This is a genomic window from Flavobacterium crocinum, from assembly GCF_003122385.1.
Classification (GTDB): domain Bacteria; phylum Bacteroidota; class Bacteroidia; order Flavobacteriales; family Flavobacteriaceae; genus Flavobacterium; species Flavobacterium crocinum.
The window spans coordinates 4,839,949-4,857,610 of the sequence record NZ_CP029255.1 but is presented as its reverse complement, the minus strand read 5'-3'; the positions used below and the strand labels follow the sequence as shown (position 1 = coordinate 4,857,610).

The window sequence follows — 17,662 nt, the reverse complement described above, 5'->3', positions numbered from 1 at the left end:
TAAGAAAAAAACATCAAAAATATAATGCTTATTTACCTTAAAGAGATTTAACACGTAAGAAACAATGTCTTAATATGATACTTTAAAAACGTTTGGTGGTAGAAAAATATCGTGATCTAAACGGAAATTTGCATTTTCTAAAACCCTACTGACAAAAACAACTAAACATTAAATTTTAAGAAATAAATTTAATCAAAATGAACTTAAAACTACCTAAGAGGTTATTATTTATTCTTATAATTTTTATTATAAGTTTTTTAGGCCATGCGCAAGTAGGAGTTGGAACACTGGCTCCTGCAAATTCAGCACAATTGGATGTAACTGCTACAAATAAAGGTTTGCTTATTCCAAGACTCTCTTTAATACAAACCACAAATCAAAGTCCGGTTACAGGTGTTATTGCAAATAGTTTGCTGGTTTATAATACAACTACAGCAAATGATGTCACTCCGGGTTTCTATTATTGGCAGACTGATAAGTGGATTAGATTAATAGGAAAAAGCGATCCTGTTATATTTAATGAAACTTTGACTACCCTGACTTATGATGCCAATACCAATAGATTAACATACAAAGATGAAAACGGCGTTTCTAATGTTTTGCAATTGGTTGGACAAGCAGGACCCGTAGGGCCAGCCGGACCGCAGGGACCTCCGGGAATAGCTGGAACTAATGGTGCAAAAGGAGATAAAGGTGACAAAGGAGATAAAGGCGATACTGGAGCACAAGGGATTCCAGGAAACGACGGAGCAGCTGGAGCACAAGGGGGTATCGGTTTAATTGTTGATGGAACTAATACAACAGTAACCGGTTCCGGAACAACGGCAGATCCTTATAAAATCAACACACCTTCTATACCTGCTGCAACGGTGTCTAACACTTCTGCTGATAACCTTTTAAACACTACTGTAAATGGTGTTACCGGACCAAATGTAACTATAATCAACAGCAACACTTTAACAGCTGTAGATGGGAATTTAGTATCCACTGTAAACGGCGTAGCCACAACAGCAACAGTTCCTATATTAATGACAGCGAACAACGGATTAACAGCAGCAAACGGCAATGTGCAATTAGGGGGAAGTTTAACCCAACCGACTACCATAATTACCGATAATACTAATACTTTGGCTCTTAAAGGCTTGCAGCAAGGAAATGCAGCAGGTGAATTACTTATGGTAGAGCCTACTACGGGCGTTATTAAAAAAATAAGTATCAACGAGTTGACAGGGGTTATAAAAGAGGAATTGATTGCTGTTAATGGACAAAAGGATTTTTCTACTCCACAGCCCATTACTTCTTTAGACAAAATACAGGTTTTTAGAAATGGTACCGAAATAAATTTTACCGCAACCCCAGGAACTTCCCAATTAACACTGCAACTGTATGCTGATACTAATGGAGGATGCTTGGAAGGAGATGAAATAAAAATTTACCAATGGAAATAAAAATAGACTGACATTAAAATAAAAAACAATTCTTAAACCAATATAGAAATATGTAAAAAGAAAAAAAAGAAAAAAACAGGCAGGATATTTTTTTTAAAATATTCAAAATAAACAACAGTAACCATAAATATTAACAAAATTCAATCATGAAAAATAATACAATTAAAAAAACAGGTTTAAAAACAATTTTTGCACTATCATTGGCTTTAGCAGGCTTTAACGCTCAGGCACAAAGCCAAACGGCTGACATAACTAAACAAGGAAGTACTCAATTAGGTCAAGTGGGCAACGGTACTGCTGGTTCACAAGGATCAGTAAGAGTAATTGACAATAAAGGAACAATAAAGTTCCTACAGGTAAAAAATGGTATTACCCAAATTACAAATTCTGCTCCTGATGGAGGTATTACTACTACATGGCAATTGGGAGGTACATTAACTGATGATACCTATATCGACGCAACAAACAAGGTATTTGCACTTGATGGAATTAAATTAGTACCTAACACATTGCTTCCTTCTACTAATGCCGCGGATGGATCTAAGCATGGAACAGCAGCAGTACCAGCAACCACATCAGGTTATACTTTTTTGGTACGTGATGAAGCTACTGGCGAAACCTTGAAGATGGCACCATCTCAATTGGTGATAAGTGGTGGAGATACGCCTCCTGTTAACAACCCTGGTGATCCTATCACTATCACTGATCCTACCTTACCAACTAAAATTACCAAAGTATGGGTGTATCGTAATGGCGCTAAATTATTGGGTGACGTAGACTATACATTAGCAGCCGGAACCTTGACAATTAACGGTTCAAATCTTAATGAACCAAATGATTATACACTTCTTCCAAATGACAAGATTGAAGTTCAGTGGGTTAACTAATTAAATGCTCAAAAAGCAATAATTAGAGTAGTATGAAATCACTTTTATCTCTCTGCATATTGTAAGGCAAGAGAGGTAAAAGTGATTATAAAAAGTAATAATAAATTGATATCCAATTATAACTTTAATTGTGCAGTTTGTTTTATAAAGGATTTTTTCAATGCGTCTGGCGTTTTTTCCGCAGAATGTTTTCGAGGTTTTTAGTGTAATATAGAACTAGGGGTACCCAAAAAATAGTACTCCAATTAAATGATTAAAAAAATGAATAAGTATTTAGTAATATTGTTGTCTCTTTTATTCCCTTGTGTGCTTTTGGCTCAGAACAAGGGCATAAGAGTGGTTGATAATAAGGGTACAATTATTTATGTAGATCCAAGCAAATGGTTTCAGGTTGGATCTAATCTATTTAATAAAAACACCAACGGAAATGTAGCCATAGGGGTAATAGATACGTCAAGTTTTAAGCCGGTTGATTATTCTCGCTTGTATATTAGCAACGGGGGCAGCACCACATTACCTGTATTAAAATTGGATACACCTTTTGACGGAGAATTGACTGACGATGTGCTTACATGGGATCCAAGTGACTTTTCAGTTAAAAAAATAGCCATTAGTACATTATCGCCAAACGACTGGCATATATTGGGGAATGCTGGAACTGATCCTGCAACGAACTTCTTGGGGACTACAGATAATCAGGATTTATCATTTAGAACTTACAACACCGAAAGAATGCGTATTGCGTCATCTGGCAATATCGGTATAGGTACAGTTGCACCGGCAAGCACATTAGAAATTAATTCAACAGCGGCTAATACTTCTGGACTTAGACTGACTAATTTAACATCTGCTAGCCCAGCCTCAACTGGAGCAACAATTGGAGTAAATGCTGCTGGTGATGTAGTTGTTGTTAATAGTTCTGTTACGGCAACAACTGTATCCAACACTTCAACTGGAAATACTTTGACTACAACAGTAAACGACGTGACTGGAACTGCTGTCAATATCATCAATAGCAACACCTTAACAGCTACAGATGGCAAGCTAGTATCAACTGTAAATGGCGTAGAAACAACACCTGAAGTTCCTATACTCATTTCAGCAAACAATGGCTTGACAGCAACTAGTGGAAATGTGCAATTAGACGGTGCATTAATAAAACCAACAACAATAACTACTGATGCTACCAATACATTGGCAGTTGCAGGCTTACAATCGGCAAGCCCTACTGGTACTGATAATATAGTAGTTGTGAATTCATCTGGTGTTTTATCAACAATTGACCGCTCAATTTTAAACAACGGCTGGCTGTTAAAAGGAAATGCAGGTACAAACCCGGCTAATAACTTTTTAGGAACCACCGATGATCAACCATTATTTTTCCGCATAAATGATAATTATGCAGGTCACATAGCGCAAAATAATACCTCATTGGGTAACAGTTCATTAAATCCTTCTGCTACGGGTCAATTTAATACAGCTATGGGCAGCAATAGCCTCTCTGCTCTTAGTGATGGCACTTACAATACGGCTACAGGTTTTCAAAATTTTCAGGGTCTTACTTCTGGTAGTTATAATGTAGCTATGGGTGTTGAGAATATTGGAGCCCTTACTAGTGGTTGGAATAACATAGCCATAGGTGCCGGTAATCTTTCAATTGAGACTGGCAATCAAAATATAGCTATAGGTGCAGGTGTAGGCCAGGGATTGTTAAATGGTTCCAGTAATATCTTGATAGGTGGAAGTACCAGCTATAGGATAGATGCTTCTGGCCCAAATAAAAGTAATGAGATGAACATAGGTAACGCCTTATTTGGTAAAGCGATAAATAGTGCCATTGGTACAGCCAGTATCGGTATCAATACCAACAATCCGGGCAACACATTTGAAGTTAAATCTGCTGCAGCAAATACATCGGGACTTAGGCTAAGCAATTTAACATCAACAAGCCCAGCAACAGCGACAAGTGTTGCAACGCTAGGTATAAATGCTACCGGCGATGTTGTTGTTGTAAATAGTGCTCCGGCTACTACAACCAATACCTTAACAGCCACAAACGGAAGTTTAATATCAACTGTAAACGGCATAGCAACAATACCTGCAGTTCCTGTACTAACTTCTGCAAACAATGGCTTAACAGCGACTAATGGCAATGTGCAATTAGGTGGCACATTAGTTAACCCAACCACAACTATTACTACCAATGGTGCTACTAATACATTAGCAATTGCGGGCTTGCAAGCAACTACTGATGTTACAGATAATTTAGTATTAGCTAACCCTTCAACGGGTCTTTTACGAACAATTACCTTTCCTAATTTACCCGTATGGACGTTGGTAGGTAACTTAGGTACAACTGTGGGTACTAATTATCTGGGTACTAACGATGCCCAGCCTTTAATGTTCAAGGTCAACAAAGTCCAATCTGGCTTGCTTACTACAAATAATACCTCTTTTGGTTATCAGGCACTTCTAAGCGTACCAATTGCAACTACTATTAACAACAATACAGCTATGGGTACCAATGCACTCACAGCACTTAATAGTGGTACAGGAGAGAACACTGCTGTTGGCTTTAATACTATTAATATATCGACAAACAGTGTTGCTAATACAGCTGTAGGCTCTTATGCATTGGCAAAAATCGGTAACTCTACTGATGGCAGAAATACAGCAGTAGGCTATTTGGCAATGGCTGGCAGTAATACTACTGCGGTAACTGTCAATACCGGCAGCAACAATACAGCAATAGGGATAAGTGCAATGAATAATGCTAGCACAGCTCTTACTGGGGTCTATAATGTGGCAATTGGCGCTAATGCGCTTACCGCTAGTGCTGGGGGTAGTTATAACACCGCACTTGGTCCTAACGCAGGTAAAACAATTAATGGCAACAACAATATTATGATTGGTGGCTCGAGTAGCAATAATATAAACCCTTCCAGCGCTGCTGTCAGCAACGAATTAAATATTGGTAATACCTTATTTGGCACAGGTATAAATGGTACAATCGGTATAGGTAAAATAGGTATTAATATACAAAGCCCTCTTGTAGCCGAACTACAAGTATTGGGTTCGGTAAGAACCGGTACAAGTACAACAGGAACGATTGGTCAATACTCTTTTGCGGGAGGTACTAATAGCGTTGCTTCAGCAACTGGTTCGTTTGCTTATGGTAATGGAGCAACGGCAAGTTCAGGCGGAGCAACTCCTGTTGGTTACAATACTGCATTTGGCGGTGCTACTGCTAGTGCCAATGGTGGTTATGCATTTGCCGCAGGCGTTGCAATAGCCAGTGGAAGTTATAGTGCTGCATTTGGAAGTAACAGTACTACTGCAGGTGGAAATAGTTCTTTTGCCGCAGGTAATAAAAATATAATTGATGCGGGATCTGGTAATTCGGCGTTATTTGGAGTAAACAATAATATCTATTCAACTGCGACTCCAATTGGAGGAGGAACCCCTGGCGTTGGTTCTTTTGCGGCAGGAAATGCTAATAAGATCTACTCTCAAAATTCAGTTGCGTTAGGGTCACAAAATATTATGAATTATACTACAGCTGGTACAGCTGCTACTCCACAGGGATCTGTAGCTTTGGGATCTGGAAACACTACTGATGGTAATTCAACTATAGCTATGGGAACTGGAAACACTAGTTCTGGTACTGGTAATGTAGCCATGGGTGGTGGCAATATAATTACGAATGGCAGTACCTATAGTATTGCAGCGGGCAATGGTAATTATATAGGTGATGTCGCCGCTGCTGTTTCATCTTTTACAGCCGGGGGAGCAAACCATATTAACAGTAGTAGTTTTTCAAATGCACTAGGTCAAACTAATACTATTACCGGTTCTACTGCTTCAACAATAATAGGCCAAAATAACTCAATTACTAGTGCTAATAATGCACTGGTAATGGGGATATATGCTACTATACCAACAGGATATAATGGTGCAACAATTTTGGCTGATGCTTCTGGTGGTAGCACAATTATTTCATCTACAGCAGCAAACCAATTTACAGGTATGTTCAATGGTGGGTATCGCTTCTTTACCAATCGCAATAACCAAACAAACAGAGGATTGTTTATTAATGATGACAACACAGGCACAGGCAGAGCCAAAGTAGGTATCAATAACCCCACTCCTAACGCAGATTTGGATGTACAGGGGTCACAAGTAGTGAAAGTTGCTATTGCTACTGGCAGTTATGCAGTAAAAACGAACGACTACATGTTAGTTGTTCCTTCTGGCAGCAGTCCTGCAAATACCATTACATTGCCGTCTGCGGCTGCAAATACAGGCCGGGTACTGATGATTAAAACAAGCATCATTAATACTAGTTCAGTTACAGTTAAAACATCTTCCGCCTCTGAAAAATTTGACGGAAGCTGGCCTGCCTCTGCTATTTCTGGAGGACCTATCGCAGGAAGCACAAGCATTCTTCTTGATTCAACGGGAATTAATGATCATATAACTGTGATTTCTGATGGAACTTCCTGGTATGTGAGTAACTAAAAAATGGGAAATTAAAAGCTGAGTACAAACACAACAAATTTAAAAAACTTAGTCAAGTAGCTTTTGAAATGGATCTTAGACTCTACCGGTTTAGAAAAATTAGTGGAGAAAATGTTTAGTAAAAAATAATTTGAATTATCATTTTAAAAATTGATTCTATGAAGATGCAGATAAAATTTGGTATAATTTTAATTTTTTGTTTTGGGAAAGTTTTTTCACAAACTGTCAATACAGGCGTGTTAACAATTGAACCCAATACTGATTTTTCGACCTTTTTTGCTTTTGATAATAAAGCTAGTGGGGATATTTTGCACAATGGAAATTTTTATGCCTATTCAGATTTTAAAAATGACGGCCTGTTTACTTATAGTGATTTATCGAATGGAAAAACTTTTTTTATTGGTAATTCCAATCAAATAATAGAAGGGGGATCCATTTCAGAATTTCAGAATGTAGAATTCAATAACATTTCCAGTAAGTTTCCTTTTTCCTTAAAAACTACTGTTGTTATTAATAAACTTGCTTCATTTAAGAACGGAATTGTAGATGGCTCTAATGATGCAGGAAAAATGATTTTTAATGCAAATACCTCCCATTCAGATACCAGTAATTTAAGTTTTGTTGATGGTAGGGTAGAAAAAATAGGCGCTGAAAAATTTGAATTTCCTATTGGAGATGATGTGTATTACAGACCCTCTCTCAATGATGCAAACAGCAATCCTGATAATACTTATACAACCGAGTATTTCTTTGAAACTATTGGTAATATTCATCCTTATACCAGTAAAGAAGAAAGTATCGTCACAATAGATGAAGCTGAATATTGGAATTTGACACAAGAACAAGGAACAGATAAAGCAGTTTTGAGTCTTACTTTGGACAAAAATACAACGCCTGCCATTTTTTTTCAGGAAAGTAATGATACAGAATTGGCAATAGTAAGATGGGATGCTCCAACATCTAAGTGGATTAACGAAAAAGGAGTAACCACAGATCTTCTTACAGGAGCTGAGTATACGAAATTAGTGACTACTCAGGTCAGCGGTTATAGTATTTTTACAATAGCACTAGTAAAAAAGGCAAATCCAGAACCTCCATCTAATGAAATTGTAATTTATAATGCTGTTTCTCCCAATGGAGATGGAATAAATGATACTTTTCACATTAAAGGAATTGATAATTTTCCAAATAATAAAGTCGAAATTTATAACCGCTGGGGTGTAAAAGTATACGATGCCAAATCGTATAATGAGAGTGATAATATGTTTAGAGGTTATTCGGAAGGTCGTGATACTGTTAAGAAAAATGAAGGTTTGCCGGATGGAACTTATTTTTATATTTTAGAATATGAAAGTGCAGGCAAAACAAAGCGAAGAACAGGATATCTCTATATCAGCAAGGAGAACAAATAAAAAAAGCGAGGCTCAAAACCTCGCTTCGTTTTTATATTTTAAACTTCGATTTATGATGTTTGATCATCTATAGTCGCATCAGGAGCATTTTTCTTTACAGATTCGATTCCGTTTTCTCTAGCGGCAACACTTTCGTACATTTCGCTTGAACCAATAATTTGTCCATTTCCAGCTTTTAGATTAAAATACGGTTTTCCGTTTTTAGCTTCTTTTCTATCATAACGATTGTCATCAGCTGCATTGTTTTTTACAGATTCAATACCATTATTACAAGCTGCTTTTGTGGTATAACCTTCGCTTGTTAAAATAGTCTGGCCATTACCAGCTTTTAAATTAAATTGAAACTCTCCGTTGGCTCTGGTCGTAATTACAAATTTTCCCATGTAGTTTGTTATTAAAGTTAGGTAATATATTCATTTTGCTAAAGATAAAAATACAAAACTTAGTCATATAAATCATACATCAGTTTGAAAAAATGATTATCTTAATAATAATAAAGAGTACAGAAACAGACTTATAAAAACTGCTCTATTAAATAAAAGTTATATTCCTAAACGAAAATCAGAAACACTTTTTTCTTCCAGATTAATTTCTTCAAAAATACTTTGAGTTCCTTTATCTACAGGACATTGTGTGCTAATTCCAACCCAAATTTCTTTTGGATAATTGTTTTTATATAAACGCACCATTTGCCAGTTCTTTTTATCTAATGAATAATAACTCGCAACCGTTTTGGTATCAGAAGAGATTTTCATGTAGACTGAAGGTTCTTTTACAACATCATGATTATTGTCATCAGAAGTTTCTATGGTACGTACCGTTACAATTCTGTGATTGCCTCTTTCGTCCTGTTCAAAACAGAATTTCTGATAAAAGCTGTCATTTGCATAAATGTATAGAACTCCGGCATTATAAAGTCCCTTTTCAGTAAATTCAGGAGTAACTTTAGCGGTAAGCGTAAAAGGTTTGGTATTGTCTACTTTTGATAAAAGCATTGGAGCGGTGGTATTGGATAATTTTCCGTCAGGATCAGAGAAATAATCTGATTTTTCTCCGGCTTTAAAGATGATTTTCTCTTTTGCTTCTTTTTTAATTAAGGTATCAGCGCCATTTATTGCTTTAGTAAAATGTATGTTTGATAACTTAATATCACATGGTAAACCATTAACAATTGCAGAATCTAATTTTGTTTCTTCTTTCATTGTTGTTTTTGCAGTTTCATTTTTGTTATTACAGCCTGATAATACAGAAAGACTCAAAATAGTAATAGCGCTATAAAAAATTGTTTTCATAAATTATTTTTTTGGGATAGAATGTGATATTTTTAGTTTTCCAAAAATAGTGTTGCTTCCAAAGAAAGGCAATACGTAAAATTAACCAATTACAATTCTCAATGTCACAAAATCCTTCAATCGAAAATCAATTAATGACCACATTTTTAGAACAAAAATTTGAGGTTGAAGAATCTAATGATATCGAAATGTACAAACAGTTTGTGGCCAATTATGTAAAGATTGAACAATGTGTAGCTGTTCTGTCCGATTATCAGGCCGACTGCAGTTATATATATGCAGGAAGTTTTGGTGCCGTTTTCGGACTTCCGGATGAAAAATCTGTAATTGATTCGGCTTTTGAAGAATGTATTTTTACAAAAATAATTGCAGATGATTTATTAGAACGTCATGTTTTAGAACTCAATTTTTATCAGTTTTTAAAAGGTATTCCGAAAGAAGAATATAGTAATTACAGTACTTTCAGCCGTCTTCGAATGAAAAGTACTGCAGAAAAAAATATTTATATTAATCATCGAACGATTTACCTTAAAACATTCAGCAACGGAAGTATTTCACTTGCCTTGTGTTTGTATCTTCCGTCAACAGATTTACAATCCAGAACCGGAATTGATGGAAAAATCATCAATATTCAGACAGGAGAAGTTATTGAATCTGAAAAGTATAAAAACAATTCAGAAACCATACTGTCCAAAAGAGAAATAGAAGTTTTAAGCAGTGTAGCAAAAGGAAATAAAAGTGAGCAAATTGCCTCCGAAATGCATATTTCAGTCTACACTGTTCGTCGACACAGACAAAATATTATTGAAAAATTAAAGGTGACCAATACAGCAGAGGCAGTGCAGACCGCTTTTGCAATGGGAATTATTTAACTTCTAAAGCTTTTTTGTATTTTTATAATTGCCTGCTAAGGGTTTCAATATTAATTTTGGTAGGTAATAGTATTTTTTATGAAAGAAATTAGCGAAATTCTTAAAGCCTATTCAAAAGCAAAATCGGAAGATAAGAAAACAGCTCTGGCCACAGTGGTTAAAGTTGAAGGATCCTCTTACCGTCAGCCTGGAGCTCGTATGCTTGTTACAGAAGATGGCCAGCTAACTGGTGCAATAAGCGGCGGATGTCTGGAAGGAGATGCTCTTCGAAAAGCATTGCTTGCCATTCATCAAAAACAAAACAAGCTTATAACTTATAATACCAGTAATGAAGATGATGCTGAACTAGGTTTACAGTTGGGGTGTAACGGAATTGTTCATATCCTTTTTGAATATATTGATGATGAAGAATCGAATAATCCGATCAAGCTTTTAAAACAATTAGAATTAGAAAGAAAAGAAGCCGTAATTGTTACTGTTTTTTCACTCAAAAGAAACGCTTTTCAAATAGGAACGACCCTATTTTTTAGAAAAGACAGTCCAGTCTTAAATCACAATGACGAAGTTTTAAATTTGATTGCTTACGCGAAAGAAGTGTTGCAAACCAAAATATCAATAGTAAGAAAACTTCAAACTGAAAACGAAGCTTTAATTGAATATATCAATCCGCCAATTTCTCTTGTAATTGCCGGAGCTGGAAATGATGTACAGCCTTTAGTAAAAATGGCTTCTATATTGGGCTGGAAAATTACTATTGGCGATGGACGTGCCACACATACTACAGAAAAGCGTTTTCCAAAGGCAGATACAGTTCAGATTGCTAAGTCCGAACAATTTCTGGAAAATATTATAATTGACGAGCAGACTTATTTTGTTTTAATGACCCACAATTATAAATATGATTTAGCGGTTCTAAAACAGCTTTTGGAAACCAATTGTAAATACATCGGAATTCTTGGTCCTAAAACCAAGTTAAACCGAATGTTGGATGATCTTGAAAATGAAGGAATAAAGCTTAACGGCGAACAATTGGAACGCATCTACAGTCCGATTGGTTTAGATATTGGAGCAGAAACTTCAGAAGAAATTGCTTTATCTGTTGTAGCAGAAATTAAAGCTTTTTCAGCAGGAAAGACTGGAACTTCTTTAAAATACAAATTAGGAAAAATTCATGATGAGGTGCCGTATGAAAGATAAATTTCAAAATAAAACAGGAATCATCATTTTGGCCGCTGGAAATTCTTCCAGACTAGGCCGTCCCAAACAATTGCTGGAATACAAAGAATCGACACTTTTAAAAAACACGATTTCCGAAGCTTTAAAGATCAAAAATGCTTTAATATTAGTTGTAACAGGTGCAAACCACGATACGATCCAAAAAGAGTTTAATTTTCCTGAAATAAAAATTTGTTTAAATGCAGATTGGCAAAACGGAATGTCATCTTCAATTGTCAAAGGATTAAGTGATTTATTGAACATAAATCCCGATTGTGAGCAATGTATTTTTGCGGTTTGCGATCAGCCTTTTGTGACGAATTTAATATTTGAAAATCTTATAATCGAACAGGATAAAACCAAAAAAGGAATTATCGCTTCAGCATATTCCGAAACTTTGGGAACTCCGGTTTTATTCGATAAAAAATATTTTAAAGAATTATTGAACTTAACAGGACAGGAAGGAGCAAAAAAACTCATTAAAAAACATTCAGAAGACACTGCCTCGATTTCATTTGAAAAAGGAAATGTAGATATCGATACAGAGGATGATTATAGTAAACTGATTTCGTAAGAGAGAGAAAAAGTAGCAAATTGACAAAGCAACATTTTTTTTAATCCTTTTAATCTGTGAAATCTGTGGCAAAAAAAAACTTGGTGACTTTGCAAGATTAAAAAACTTAGCGCCTTAGTGCCTTCGTGGCAAAACCAATTGCTGAGCCAAAGATAAAACCCGCTCAACAGTAATATCAATTTCTTCATCAGTAGTAAATCGTCCCAAACTAAAACGAATGGAACTCAAAGCTTCTTCATCAGATAGCTCCATCGCTTTCAGAACATGTGAAGGCTCAGAAGTAACCGAAGAACAAGACGAACCATTAGAAACCGAAATATTTCCCAATGCCATAATAAGCTGTTCTGAATTCACACCCGGAAAGCAAATATTGGTAGTATTATAAATTCTGTTTGGAATGCTTCCGTTGACAAAAGAACCTTTAAATTGCAATAAGCCAGATTCGAGTTTATTTCGCAATAGAAAAATTCTATCTAAATCTTTTTCTAATTCATTTACAGCTATTTCAGATGCTTTACCTAAACCTATAATTCCAGGCACATTGAGCGTGCCGCTGCGTAGTTTTCGCTGTTGTCCTCCGCCTAGAATTTGAGGAATCAGTTTGATTTTGGCTTTCGCCGAAACATACAAGGCACCAATTCCTTTTGGGCCATAAAATTTATGCGCAGATAAAGTTAAAAGATCAATTCCTAAAGTTTTGACATCAATTGGAATTTTGCCAACTGCTTGTGTCGCATCACACATAAAAAGTACATTTTTACTTTTCAACAGTTTAGAAATTTCAAGCATATTTTGAATAACACCCGTTTCATTATTCGAAAACATTCCAATGAAAATCAGTGTTTTATCTGTAATAGTTTGATTTAGAAAATGAAAGTCTAAAATACCATTTCTATCAACAGGTAAATAACTGACATCAAAACCAATATTTTCCATAAAAAGGCAAGTTTCAAGAACTGCTTTGTGTTCTGTTTGAATTGTAATAATATGTTTTTTGTCTTGGTTTGCGAGACCTTTAATGGCTAAATTGATAGCTTCTGTAGCGCCGGAAGTAAAAATAATTTCTTCAGCATTGGCATTAATTAAATCAGCAACCTGCCAGGCAGCATTTTCTACAGCTTCGTTTATTGTTAATCCAGCAATATGACTGCTTGTAGAATTGGCATACAAATCTGTGAAATAAGGAATTATTGCATTCAAAACGCGTTCATCAACACGAGTCGTGGCATTATTATCCAGATAAATATTTTGTTGATGTGACATTAAATAAAAGCTTGGTCTTGTAAAAGTACAATTTTAAGACGTTTTTTAACCGCAAAGCACGCAAAGTTTTTTATCATAATTAACCGCAAAGTTCGCAAATCTGGAATCGATAAAGCTTTGCGAACTTTGCGTTTTTATTAAGGTGTAAATAGTAAAAAAGCTTGCGTTCTTTGCGGTTAAATAAAAATTGTAATTATTCTAAATAAGCCTAATGTTTGAATTTCATAACTTTTTGTGATTTAAGATTGTTAAATTTGTTAGAATACCAAAGTGATTTTGCTAATTTAAAGATAGATAGAATGGCTTCTAAAAAAAACAATCCGAAAGAAGTAACGGAGAATGACTCCAATTCCCGCCGCGACTTTATAAAGAAATCGGGGCTTTTTACTGCGCTTGCCTTTACACCACCTTCGTTGGTAATGGCTTCAGAGAATAAATGGGATGAAAAAATAGCGGAGTATTTAGAGACAGTACCGCTATCTATTGAAGTAAACGGCAAAAAGCACAATCTTAATATTGAGCCAAGAACTACCTTGCTCGATTTACTAAGAGAGCAATTACAGCTTACCGGAACCAAAAAAGGTTGCGATCACGGTCAATGTGGTGCCTGTACAGTTCATGTCAACGGAACAAGAATTTTATCTTGTCTAACTTTAGCTTCCATGCAGCAAAATGCAGAAGTTACCACTATTGAAGGTCTTTCGAAAGGAAAGAAACTACACCCAATGCAGGAAGCTTTTATCAAACATGATGGTTTTCAGTGCGGTTATTGTACGCCTGGACAAATCATGTCGGGAATTGCCTGTATAAAGGAAGGACATGCTAACAGCAGAGAAGAAATCAGAGAATATATGAGTGGTAATATCTGCAGATGTGGTGCTTACCATAATATTGTAGATGCTATAACGGAAGTGAAGGAAGGAGGGAAGAGTTATGAAAAATTTCCAAATAATTAGAGCTTTATCATCAGCTTCGGCCGTAACGAATATCAGCAAAGAGAAAGAAGCGATGTTTATTGCAGGCGGAACAAATCTGGTGGATTTGATGAAAAAGAATGTTGTTGCGCCAGACAAACTAATTGATATTAACGGTCTGGATTTAAAGAAAATTGAGTTTTTAAAAGGTAAAGTTTCCATAGGTGCTTTGGCCAAAAACAGTCAGGTTGCCGAAGATGGTGCAATAAAAGAAAAACATCCGTTATTGTCTTTGGCTTTAGCAGCGGGAGCTTCTCAACAAATCAGACACATGGCAACAGTTGGCGGTAATATGCTGCAGAAAACAAGATGTTCGTATTATTATAATACCGATATGCCGTGTAATAAAAGAACTCCTAAAAGCGGTTGTGGTGCGATTGGCGGTTCCAACAGAATGCATGCTGTTTTTGGAGCTTCAGATAGTTGTATTGCCGTTCATCCAAGTGATATGTGTATTGCTTTGGCGGCTTTAGATGCGCAAGTTTTAGTTGAAGGACCAAAAGGAAAACGACAAATTAAATTTACAGATTTCCATCGTCTGCCAGGAAATACACCTGAAAAAGACAATACTCTGGAAGCAAAAGAACTGATTACTTCTATTGAAATTCCGGATCATAATTTTACTAAAAATGTTTATTATCTGAAAGTTCGTGACAGAACGAGTTATGCTTTTGCATTGGTTTCTGTTGCTGCGGCATTGGATTTAAAAAATAATGTGATAAATGATGTCAGACTTGCCATGGGTGGTGTGGCGCATAAACCCTGGAGATTGACTGAAGCAGAGGAATTTCTAAAAGGAAAAACAGTTTCAGAAGAAGTTTTTAGACAAGCGGGTGATTTAGCAATGAAAGGGGCCAGAACTTACGGCGGAAATGATTTTAAAATTACGCTTGGAGCCAATACGATAACAGAAGCACTTACTATAGCAGCATCAAAATAATTAGAATTATGAGCAAGACAAGTAATATTAATAGAGTTGACGGATTTGCTAAAGTCACGGGTGCTGCAACGTATTCTGCTGAATATAAAACAGCAGGTGTGGTATATGGTTGTTTGGTGGGAAGTACCATTGCAAAAGGAAGAATCAAAAGTATTGATACTAAAAAAGCAGAATGGGCACCGGGAGTTCTGGCCGTCATTACACATTTAAATGTCGATAAACCTTCAGGATATCAAAAAGCAAAAGACAAACGTAACTTTGGGCAGCCGCTGCAAATTTTTAAAGACGATTCGGTATTATATTACGATCAGCCAATCGCTTTGGTTATTGCAGATACTTTTGAACGTATGCAATATGCAGCGAGTCTGATTAAAGCAGATTATTTTAAAGAAGAACATTCGACAGATCTTCAAAAAGCGGCTGATAAAGAGAAAAAAATAGATACCGAAAAAGGAAACGATTACCATCGTGGAGAACATGACGGCTACAAAAATGCAGAAGTTGTTTTAGAAGCCGAATATACGATTCCAACTGAGGTTCATAACCCTATGGAATTAGCGAATATCATTGCTAAATGGGATGGAAATAAACCGACTTTATACACTAAAAGTCAAGGAGTGGAAGGGACACGAAGAAGTGTTGCCGGAGTTTTTGATGTTCCAGTTGATGATGTTTCGGTGTTTTCTGAATATTTAGGAGGTGCATTTGGAATGGGATTACATACCTGGCCTTATGAAATCGCTGCTTTGATGGGCGCAAAAAAATTAAATCGTCCGGTGAAATTAGTTTTACATCGCGAACAGATGTTTACCAATGTAGGTTTCAGACCTTTTACGATTCAGAAAATGGGTCTTGGAGCTACAAAAGCAGGTAAACTGACAGGCTTGACTCATGAAGCTGTAGCAATGACTTCCAGTTATGAGGATTTTATGGAAGGAACGGTAAACATGTCCCGTTTTATTTATGATTGTGCCAATGTTTCTACACGTTATAGAATTGTCCCTTTGGATACCTGTACACCAATCTGGATGCGTGGCCCGGGAGAAGCAACGGGTTCGTTTGCTTTAGAATGTGCGATGGATGAAATGGCCTATAAATTAAACTTAGATCCAATCGAATTCCGTAAACTGAATTATGCTGAAAAAGATTTGGAACAAAATAAACCGTGGAGCAGTAAATATCTTCTGGAATGTTATGAAGGCGGAATGGAACGTATTGGCTGGAAAAACCGTAAAAATGAACCTGGTTCTGTTAAAGAAGGGAACTGGCTTGTTGGTTACGGAATGGGAACGGGGACTTTTGGCTGTTACAGAAGTCCAACTTCGGTAAAAGCAAAATTTTTACCAGATGGTAATTTAGTGCTGCAATGTAGTGTCAATGACATGGGACCAGGAACAGCAACAATGATGACTGCAATTGGTGCAGAAATAACAGGACTTCCTGCTGAAAATGTCATTGTGGAAATGGGAAAAAGCGGATTGCCAAAAGGCCCAACTCAAGGAGGATCGGCTACAACTTCATCGGTTGGTTCTGCAGTTCATGATTCTTGTAATTTATTGGTTAGTAAAGCCTTGGAATTGGCAGCTCAAAATCCGGTTTTTAAAGGAATCGCTATAACAGATTTAACTTTTGCAAATGGTTTGATTGCTGCTAAGAATAATAGTTCTAAGTCTATTGCTTTAACCTCTTTACTTACTGCAAACAAATTAGAAGGATTGGAAGTTGAAAATCTGTCTAAAGCGGCCGAAGAAGCGAAGAAATATTCCATTTATTCTTTTTCAGTGCACTTTGTAAAAGTTTTAGTGAATCCGAATCTGGGTAAAATACGATTGGCACATGTGGTTTCCTGTGCCGATATTGGAACGGTAATCAATCAAAAAACATCTGCCGGACAAATGTTTGGCGGTGCAGTAGGAGGAATCGGAATGGGATTGATGGAAGCGCTGGAAATCGATCATCGTTTTGGACGTCCAATCAATAATAATTTTGCTGATTATCATGTGCCGGTTCATGCTGATATTGAGAAACAGGAAGTTTTCTTTGTAAACAAAAAAGACCCAATCAGTAATCCGATGGGAACAAAAGGCTTGGGTGAAACTGCTTTGGTTGGAATGGCACCCGCAATTGCAAATGCCGTTTTTAACGCAACCGGAAAACGTGTTAGAGATTTACCAATTACGTTGGATAAAATTATAGAAACTGTTGCTTAAATTTTTAGCAGATTAAAGAGGGTTAAAAAGTCGCAAAGCTTAAAAAAAACTTTGCGA

At 36.3% G+C, this 17,662-nt stretch carries 13 protein-coding genes; 10 read left to right on the top strand and 3 right to left on the bottom strand.

The window, feature by feature from the left end:
- The first annotated feature begins 197 nt into the window (after nucleotides 1–197).
- The 4 genes from HYN56_RS20765 (at nucleotide 198) to HYN56_RS20750 (ending at nucleotide 8,265) form a co-directional block, all read left to right on the top strand.
- Nucleotides 198–1,448, top strand: coding sequence for a hypothetical protein (locus tag HYN56_RS20765; RefSeq protein ID WP_109193938.1), 1,251 nt, complete (start codon nucleotides 198–200; stop codon nucleotides 1,446–1,448).
- A 146-nt stretch (nucleotides 1,449–1,594) separates the two neighbouring features.
- Entirely contained in the window at nucleotides 1,595–2,335 is a 741-nt protein-coding gene (locus HYN56_RS20760) for a hemoblobin-interacting domain-containing protein (RefSeq protein WP_109193937.1), read from the top strand.
- Nucleotides 2,336–2,596: 261 nt separating this feature from the next.
- Nucleotides 2,597–6,853 carry a beta strand repeat-containing protein gene (locus HYN56_RS20755; RefSeq protein WP_146194621.1) on the top strand — a complete coding sequence of 1,419 codons (4,257 nt, stop codon included), beginning with the start codon at nucleotides 2,597–2,599 and terminating at the stop codon, nucleotides 6,851–6,853.
- A 158-nt stretch (nucleotides 6,854–7,011) separates the two neighbouring features.
- Entirely contained in the window at nucleotides 7,012–8,265 is a 1,254-nt protein-coding gene (locus tag HYN56_RS20750) for a gliding motility-associated C-terminal domain-containing protein (RefSeq protein ID WP_109193935.1), read from the top strand.
- Nucleotides 8,266–8,315: 50 nt separating this feature from the next.
- Here the strand turns inward: HYN56_RS20750 and HYN56_RS20745 are convergent, their stop codons facing one another.
- The gene (locus HYN56_RS20745) at nucleotides 8,316–8,648 is read right to left on the bottom strand and encodes a YegP family protein (protein ID WP_109193934.1); all 333 of its coding nucleotides are present in this window, start codon (nucleotides 8,646–8,648) and stop codon (nucleotides 8,316–8,318) included.
- Nucleotides 8,649–8,807: 159 nt separating this feature from the next.
- Nucleotides 8,808–9,557, bottom strand: coding sequence for a DUF1349 domain-containing protein (locus HYN56_RS20740; RefSeq protein WP_109193933.1), 750 nt, complete (start codon nucleotides 9,555–9,557; stop codon nucleotides 8,808–8,810).
- Between the two features lie 101 nt (nucleotides 9,558–9,658).
- On the opposite strand from HYN56_RS20740, the gene HYN56_RS20735 reads away from it, so the two are divergent.
- The 3 genes from HYN56_RS20735 to HYN56_RS20725 all read left to right on the top strand — a co-directional run bounded on the left by HYN56_RS20735 (nucleotide 9,659) and on the right by HYN56_RS20725 (nucleotide 12,218).
- Nucleotides 9,659–10,429 carry a response regulator transcription factor gene (locus HYN56_RS20735; RefSeq protein WP_109193932.1) on the top strand — a complete coding sequence of 257 codons (771 nt, stop codon included), beginning with the start codon at nucleotides 9,659–9,661 and terminating at the stop codon, nucleotides 10,427–10,429.
- 78 nt (nucleotides 10,430–10,507) lie between these two features.
- The gene (locus tag HYN56_RS20730; protein ID WP_109193931.1) at nucleotides 10,508–11,626 is read left to right on the top strand and encodes an XdhC family protein; all 1,119 of its coding nucleotides are present in this window, start codon (nucleotides 10,508–10,510) and stop codon (nucleotides 11,624–11,626) included.
- Nucleotides 11,616–12,218, top strand: coding sequence for a nucleotidyltransferase family protein (locus tag HYN56_RS20725; protein WP_240622606.1), 603 nt, complete (start codon nucleotides 11,616–11,618; stop codon nucleotides 12,216–12,218). The genes HYN56_RS20730 and HYN56_RS20725 overlap by 11 nt, the downstream gene beginning before the upstream one ends.
- 114 nt (nucleotides 12,219–12,332) lie before the next feature.
- Here HYN56_RS20725 and HYN56_RS20720 read toward each other — a convergent pair whose 3' ends face one another.
- A complete protein-coding gene (locus tag HYN56_RS20720) occupies nucleotides 12,333–13,481 on the bottom strand; it encodes a cysteine desulfurase family protein (protein ID WP_109193929.1) in 1,149 nt (382 codons plus the stop codon).
- Between the two features lie 299 nt (nucleotides 13,482–13,780).
- Between HYN56_RS20720 and HYN56_RS20715 the strand changes: the two genes are divergently transcribed.
- From HYN56_RS20715 to HYN56_RS20705, 3 genes are read left to right on the top strand one after another with little or no spacing between them, the layout of a single operon-like run.
- Entirely contained in the window at nucleotides 13,781–14,437 is a 657-nt protein-coding gene (locus HYN56_RS20715; RefSeq protein WP_109193928.1) for a (2Fe-2S)-binding protein, read from the top strand.
- Nucleotides 14,415–15,395 (top strand): FAD binding domain-containing protein, encoded by a 981-nt coding sequence (locus HYN56_RS20710; protein WP_109193927.1) that lies wholly within the window; start codon nucleotides 14,415–14,417, stop codon nucleotides 15,393–15,395. The genes HYN56_RS20715 and HYN56_RS20710 overlap by 23 nt, the downstream gene beginning before the upstream one ends.
- Nucleotides 15,396–15,403: 8 nt before the next feature.
- Nucleotides 15,404–17,605, top strand: a complete 2,202-nt coding sequence (locus tag HYN56_RS20705) for a xanthine dehydrogenase family protein molybdopterin-binding subunit (RefSeq protein ID WP_109193926.1) — start codon at nucleotides 15,404–15,406, stop codon at nucleotides 17,603–17,605.
- Nucleotides 17,606–17,662: the final 57 nt, after the last annotated feature.

What these genes read in the sequence shown, in the direction of transcription:
- HYN56_RS20765 (WP_109193938.1), top strand. Translation starts at nt 198, where the DNA reads ATGAACTTAAAACTACCTAAGAGGTTATTATTTATTCTTATAATTTTT.
- HYN56_RS20760 (WP_109193937.1), top strand. Translation starts at nt 1,595, where the DNA reads ATGAAAAATAATACAATTAAAAAAACAGGTTTAAAAACAATTTTTGCA.
- HYN56_RS20755 (WP_146194621.1), top strand. Translation starts at nt 2,597, where the DNA reads ATGAATAAGTATTTAGTAATATTGTTGTCTCTTTTATTCCCTTGTGTG.
- HYN56_RS20750 (WP_109193935.1), top strand. Translation starts at nt 7,012, where the DNA reads ATGAAGATGCAGATAAAATTTGGTATAATTTTAATTTTTTGTTTTGGG.
- HYN56_RS20745 (WP_109193934.1), bottom strand. Translation starts at nt 8,648, where the DNA reads ATGGGAAAATTTGTAATTACGACCAGAGCCAACGGAGAGTTTCAATTT.
- HYN56_RS20740 (WP_109193933.1), bottom strand. Translation starts at nt 9,557, where the DNA reads ATGAAAACAATTTTTTATAGCGCTATTACTATTTTGAGTCTTTCTGTA.
- HYN56_RS20735 (WP_109193932.1), top strand. Translation starts at nt 9,659, where the DNA reads ATGTCACAAAATCCTTCAATCGAAAATCAATTAATGACCACATTTTTA.
- HYN56_RS20730 (WP_109193931.1), top strand. Translation starts at nt 10,508, where the DNA reads ATGAAAGAAATTAGCGAAATTCTTAAAGCCTATTCAAAAGCAAAATCG.
- HYN56_RS20725 (WP_240622606.1), top strand. Translation starts at nt 11,616, where the DNA reads ATGAAAGATAAATTTCAAAATAAAACAGGAATCATCATTTTGGCCGCT.
- HYN56_RS20720 (WP_109193929.1), bottom strand. Translation starts at nt 13,481, where the DNA reads ATGTCACATCAACAAAATATTTATCTGGATAATAATGCCACGACTCGT.
- HYN56_RS20715 (WP_109193928.1), top strand. Translation starts at nt 13,781, where the DNA reads ATGGCTTCTAAAAAAAACAATCCGAAAGAAGTAACGGAGAATGACTCC.
- HYN56_RS20710 (WP_109193927.1), top strand. Translation starts at nt 14,415, where the DNA reads ATGAAAAATTTCCAAATAATTAGAGCTTTATCATCAGCTTCGGCCGTA.
- HYN56_RS20705 (WP_109193926.1), top strand. Translation starts at nt 15,404, where the DNA reads ATGAGCAAGACAAGTAATATTAATAGAGTTGACGGATTTGCTAAAGTC.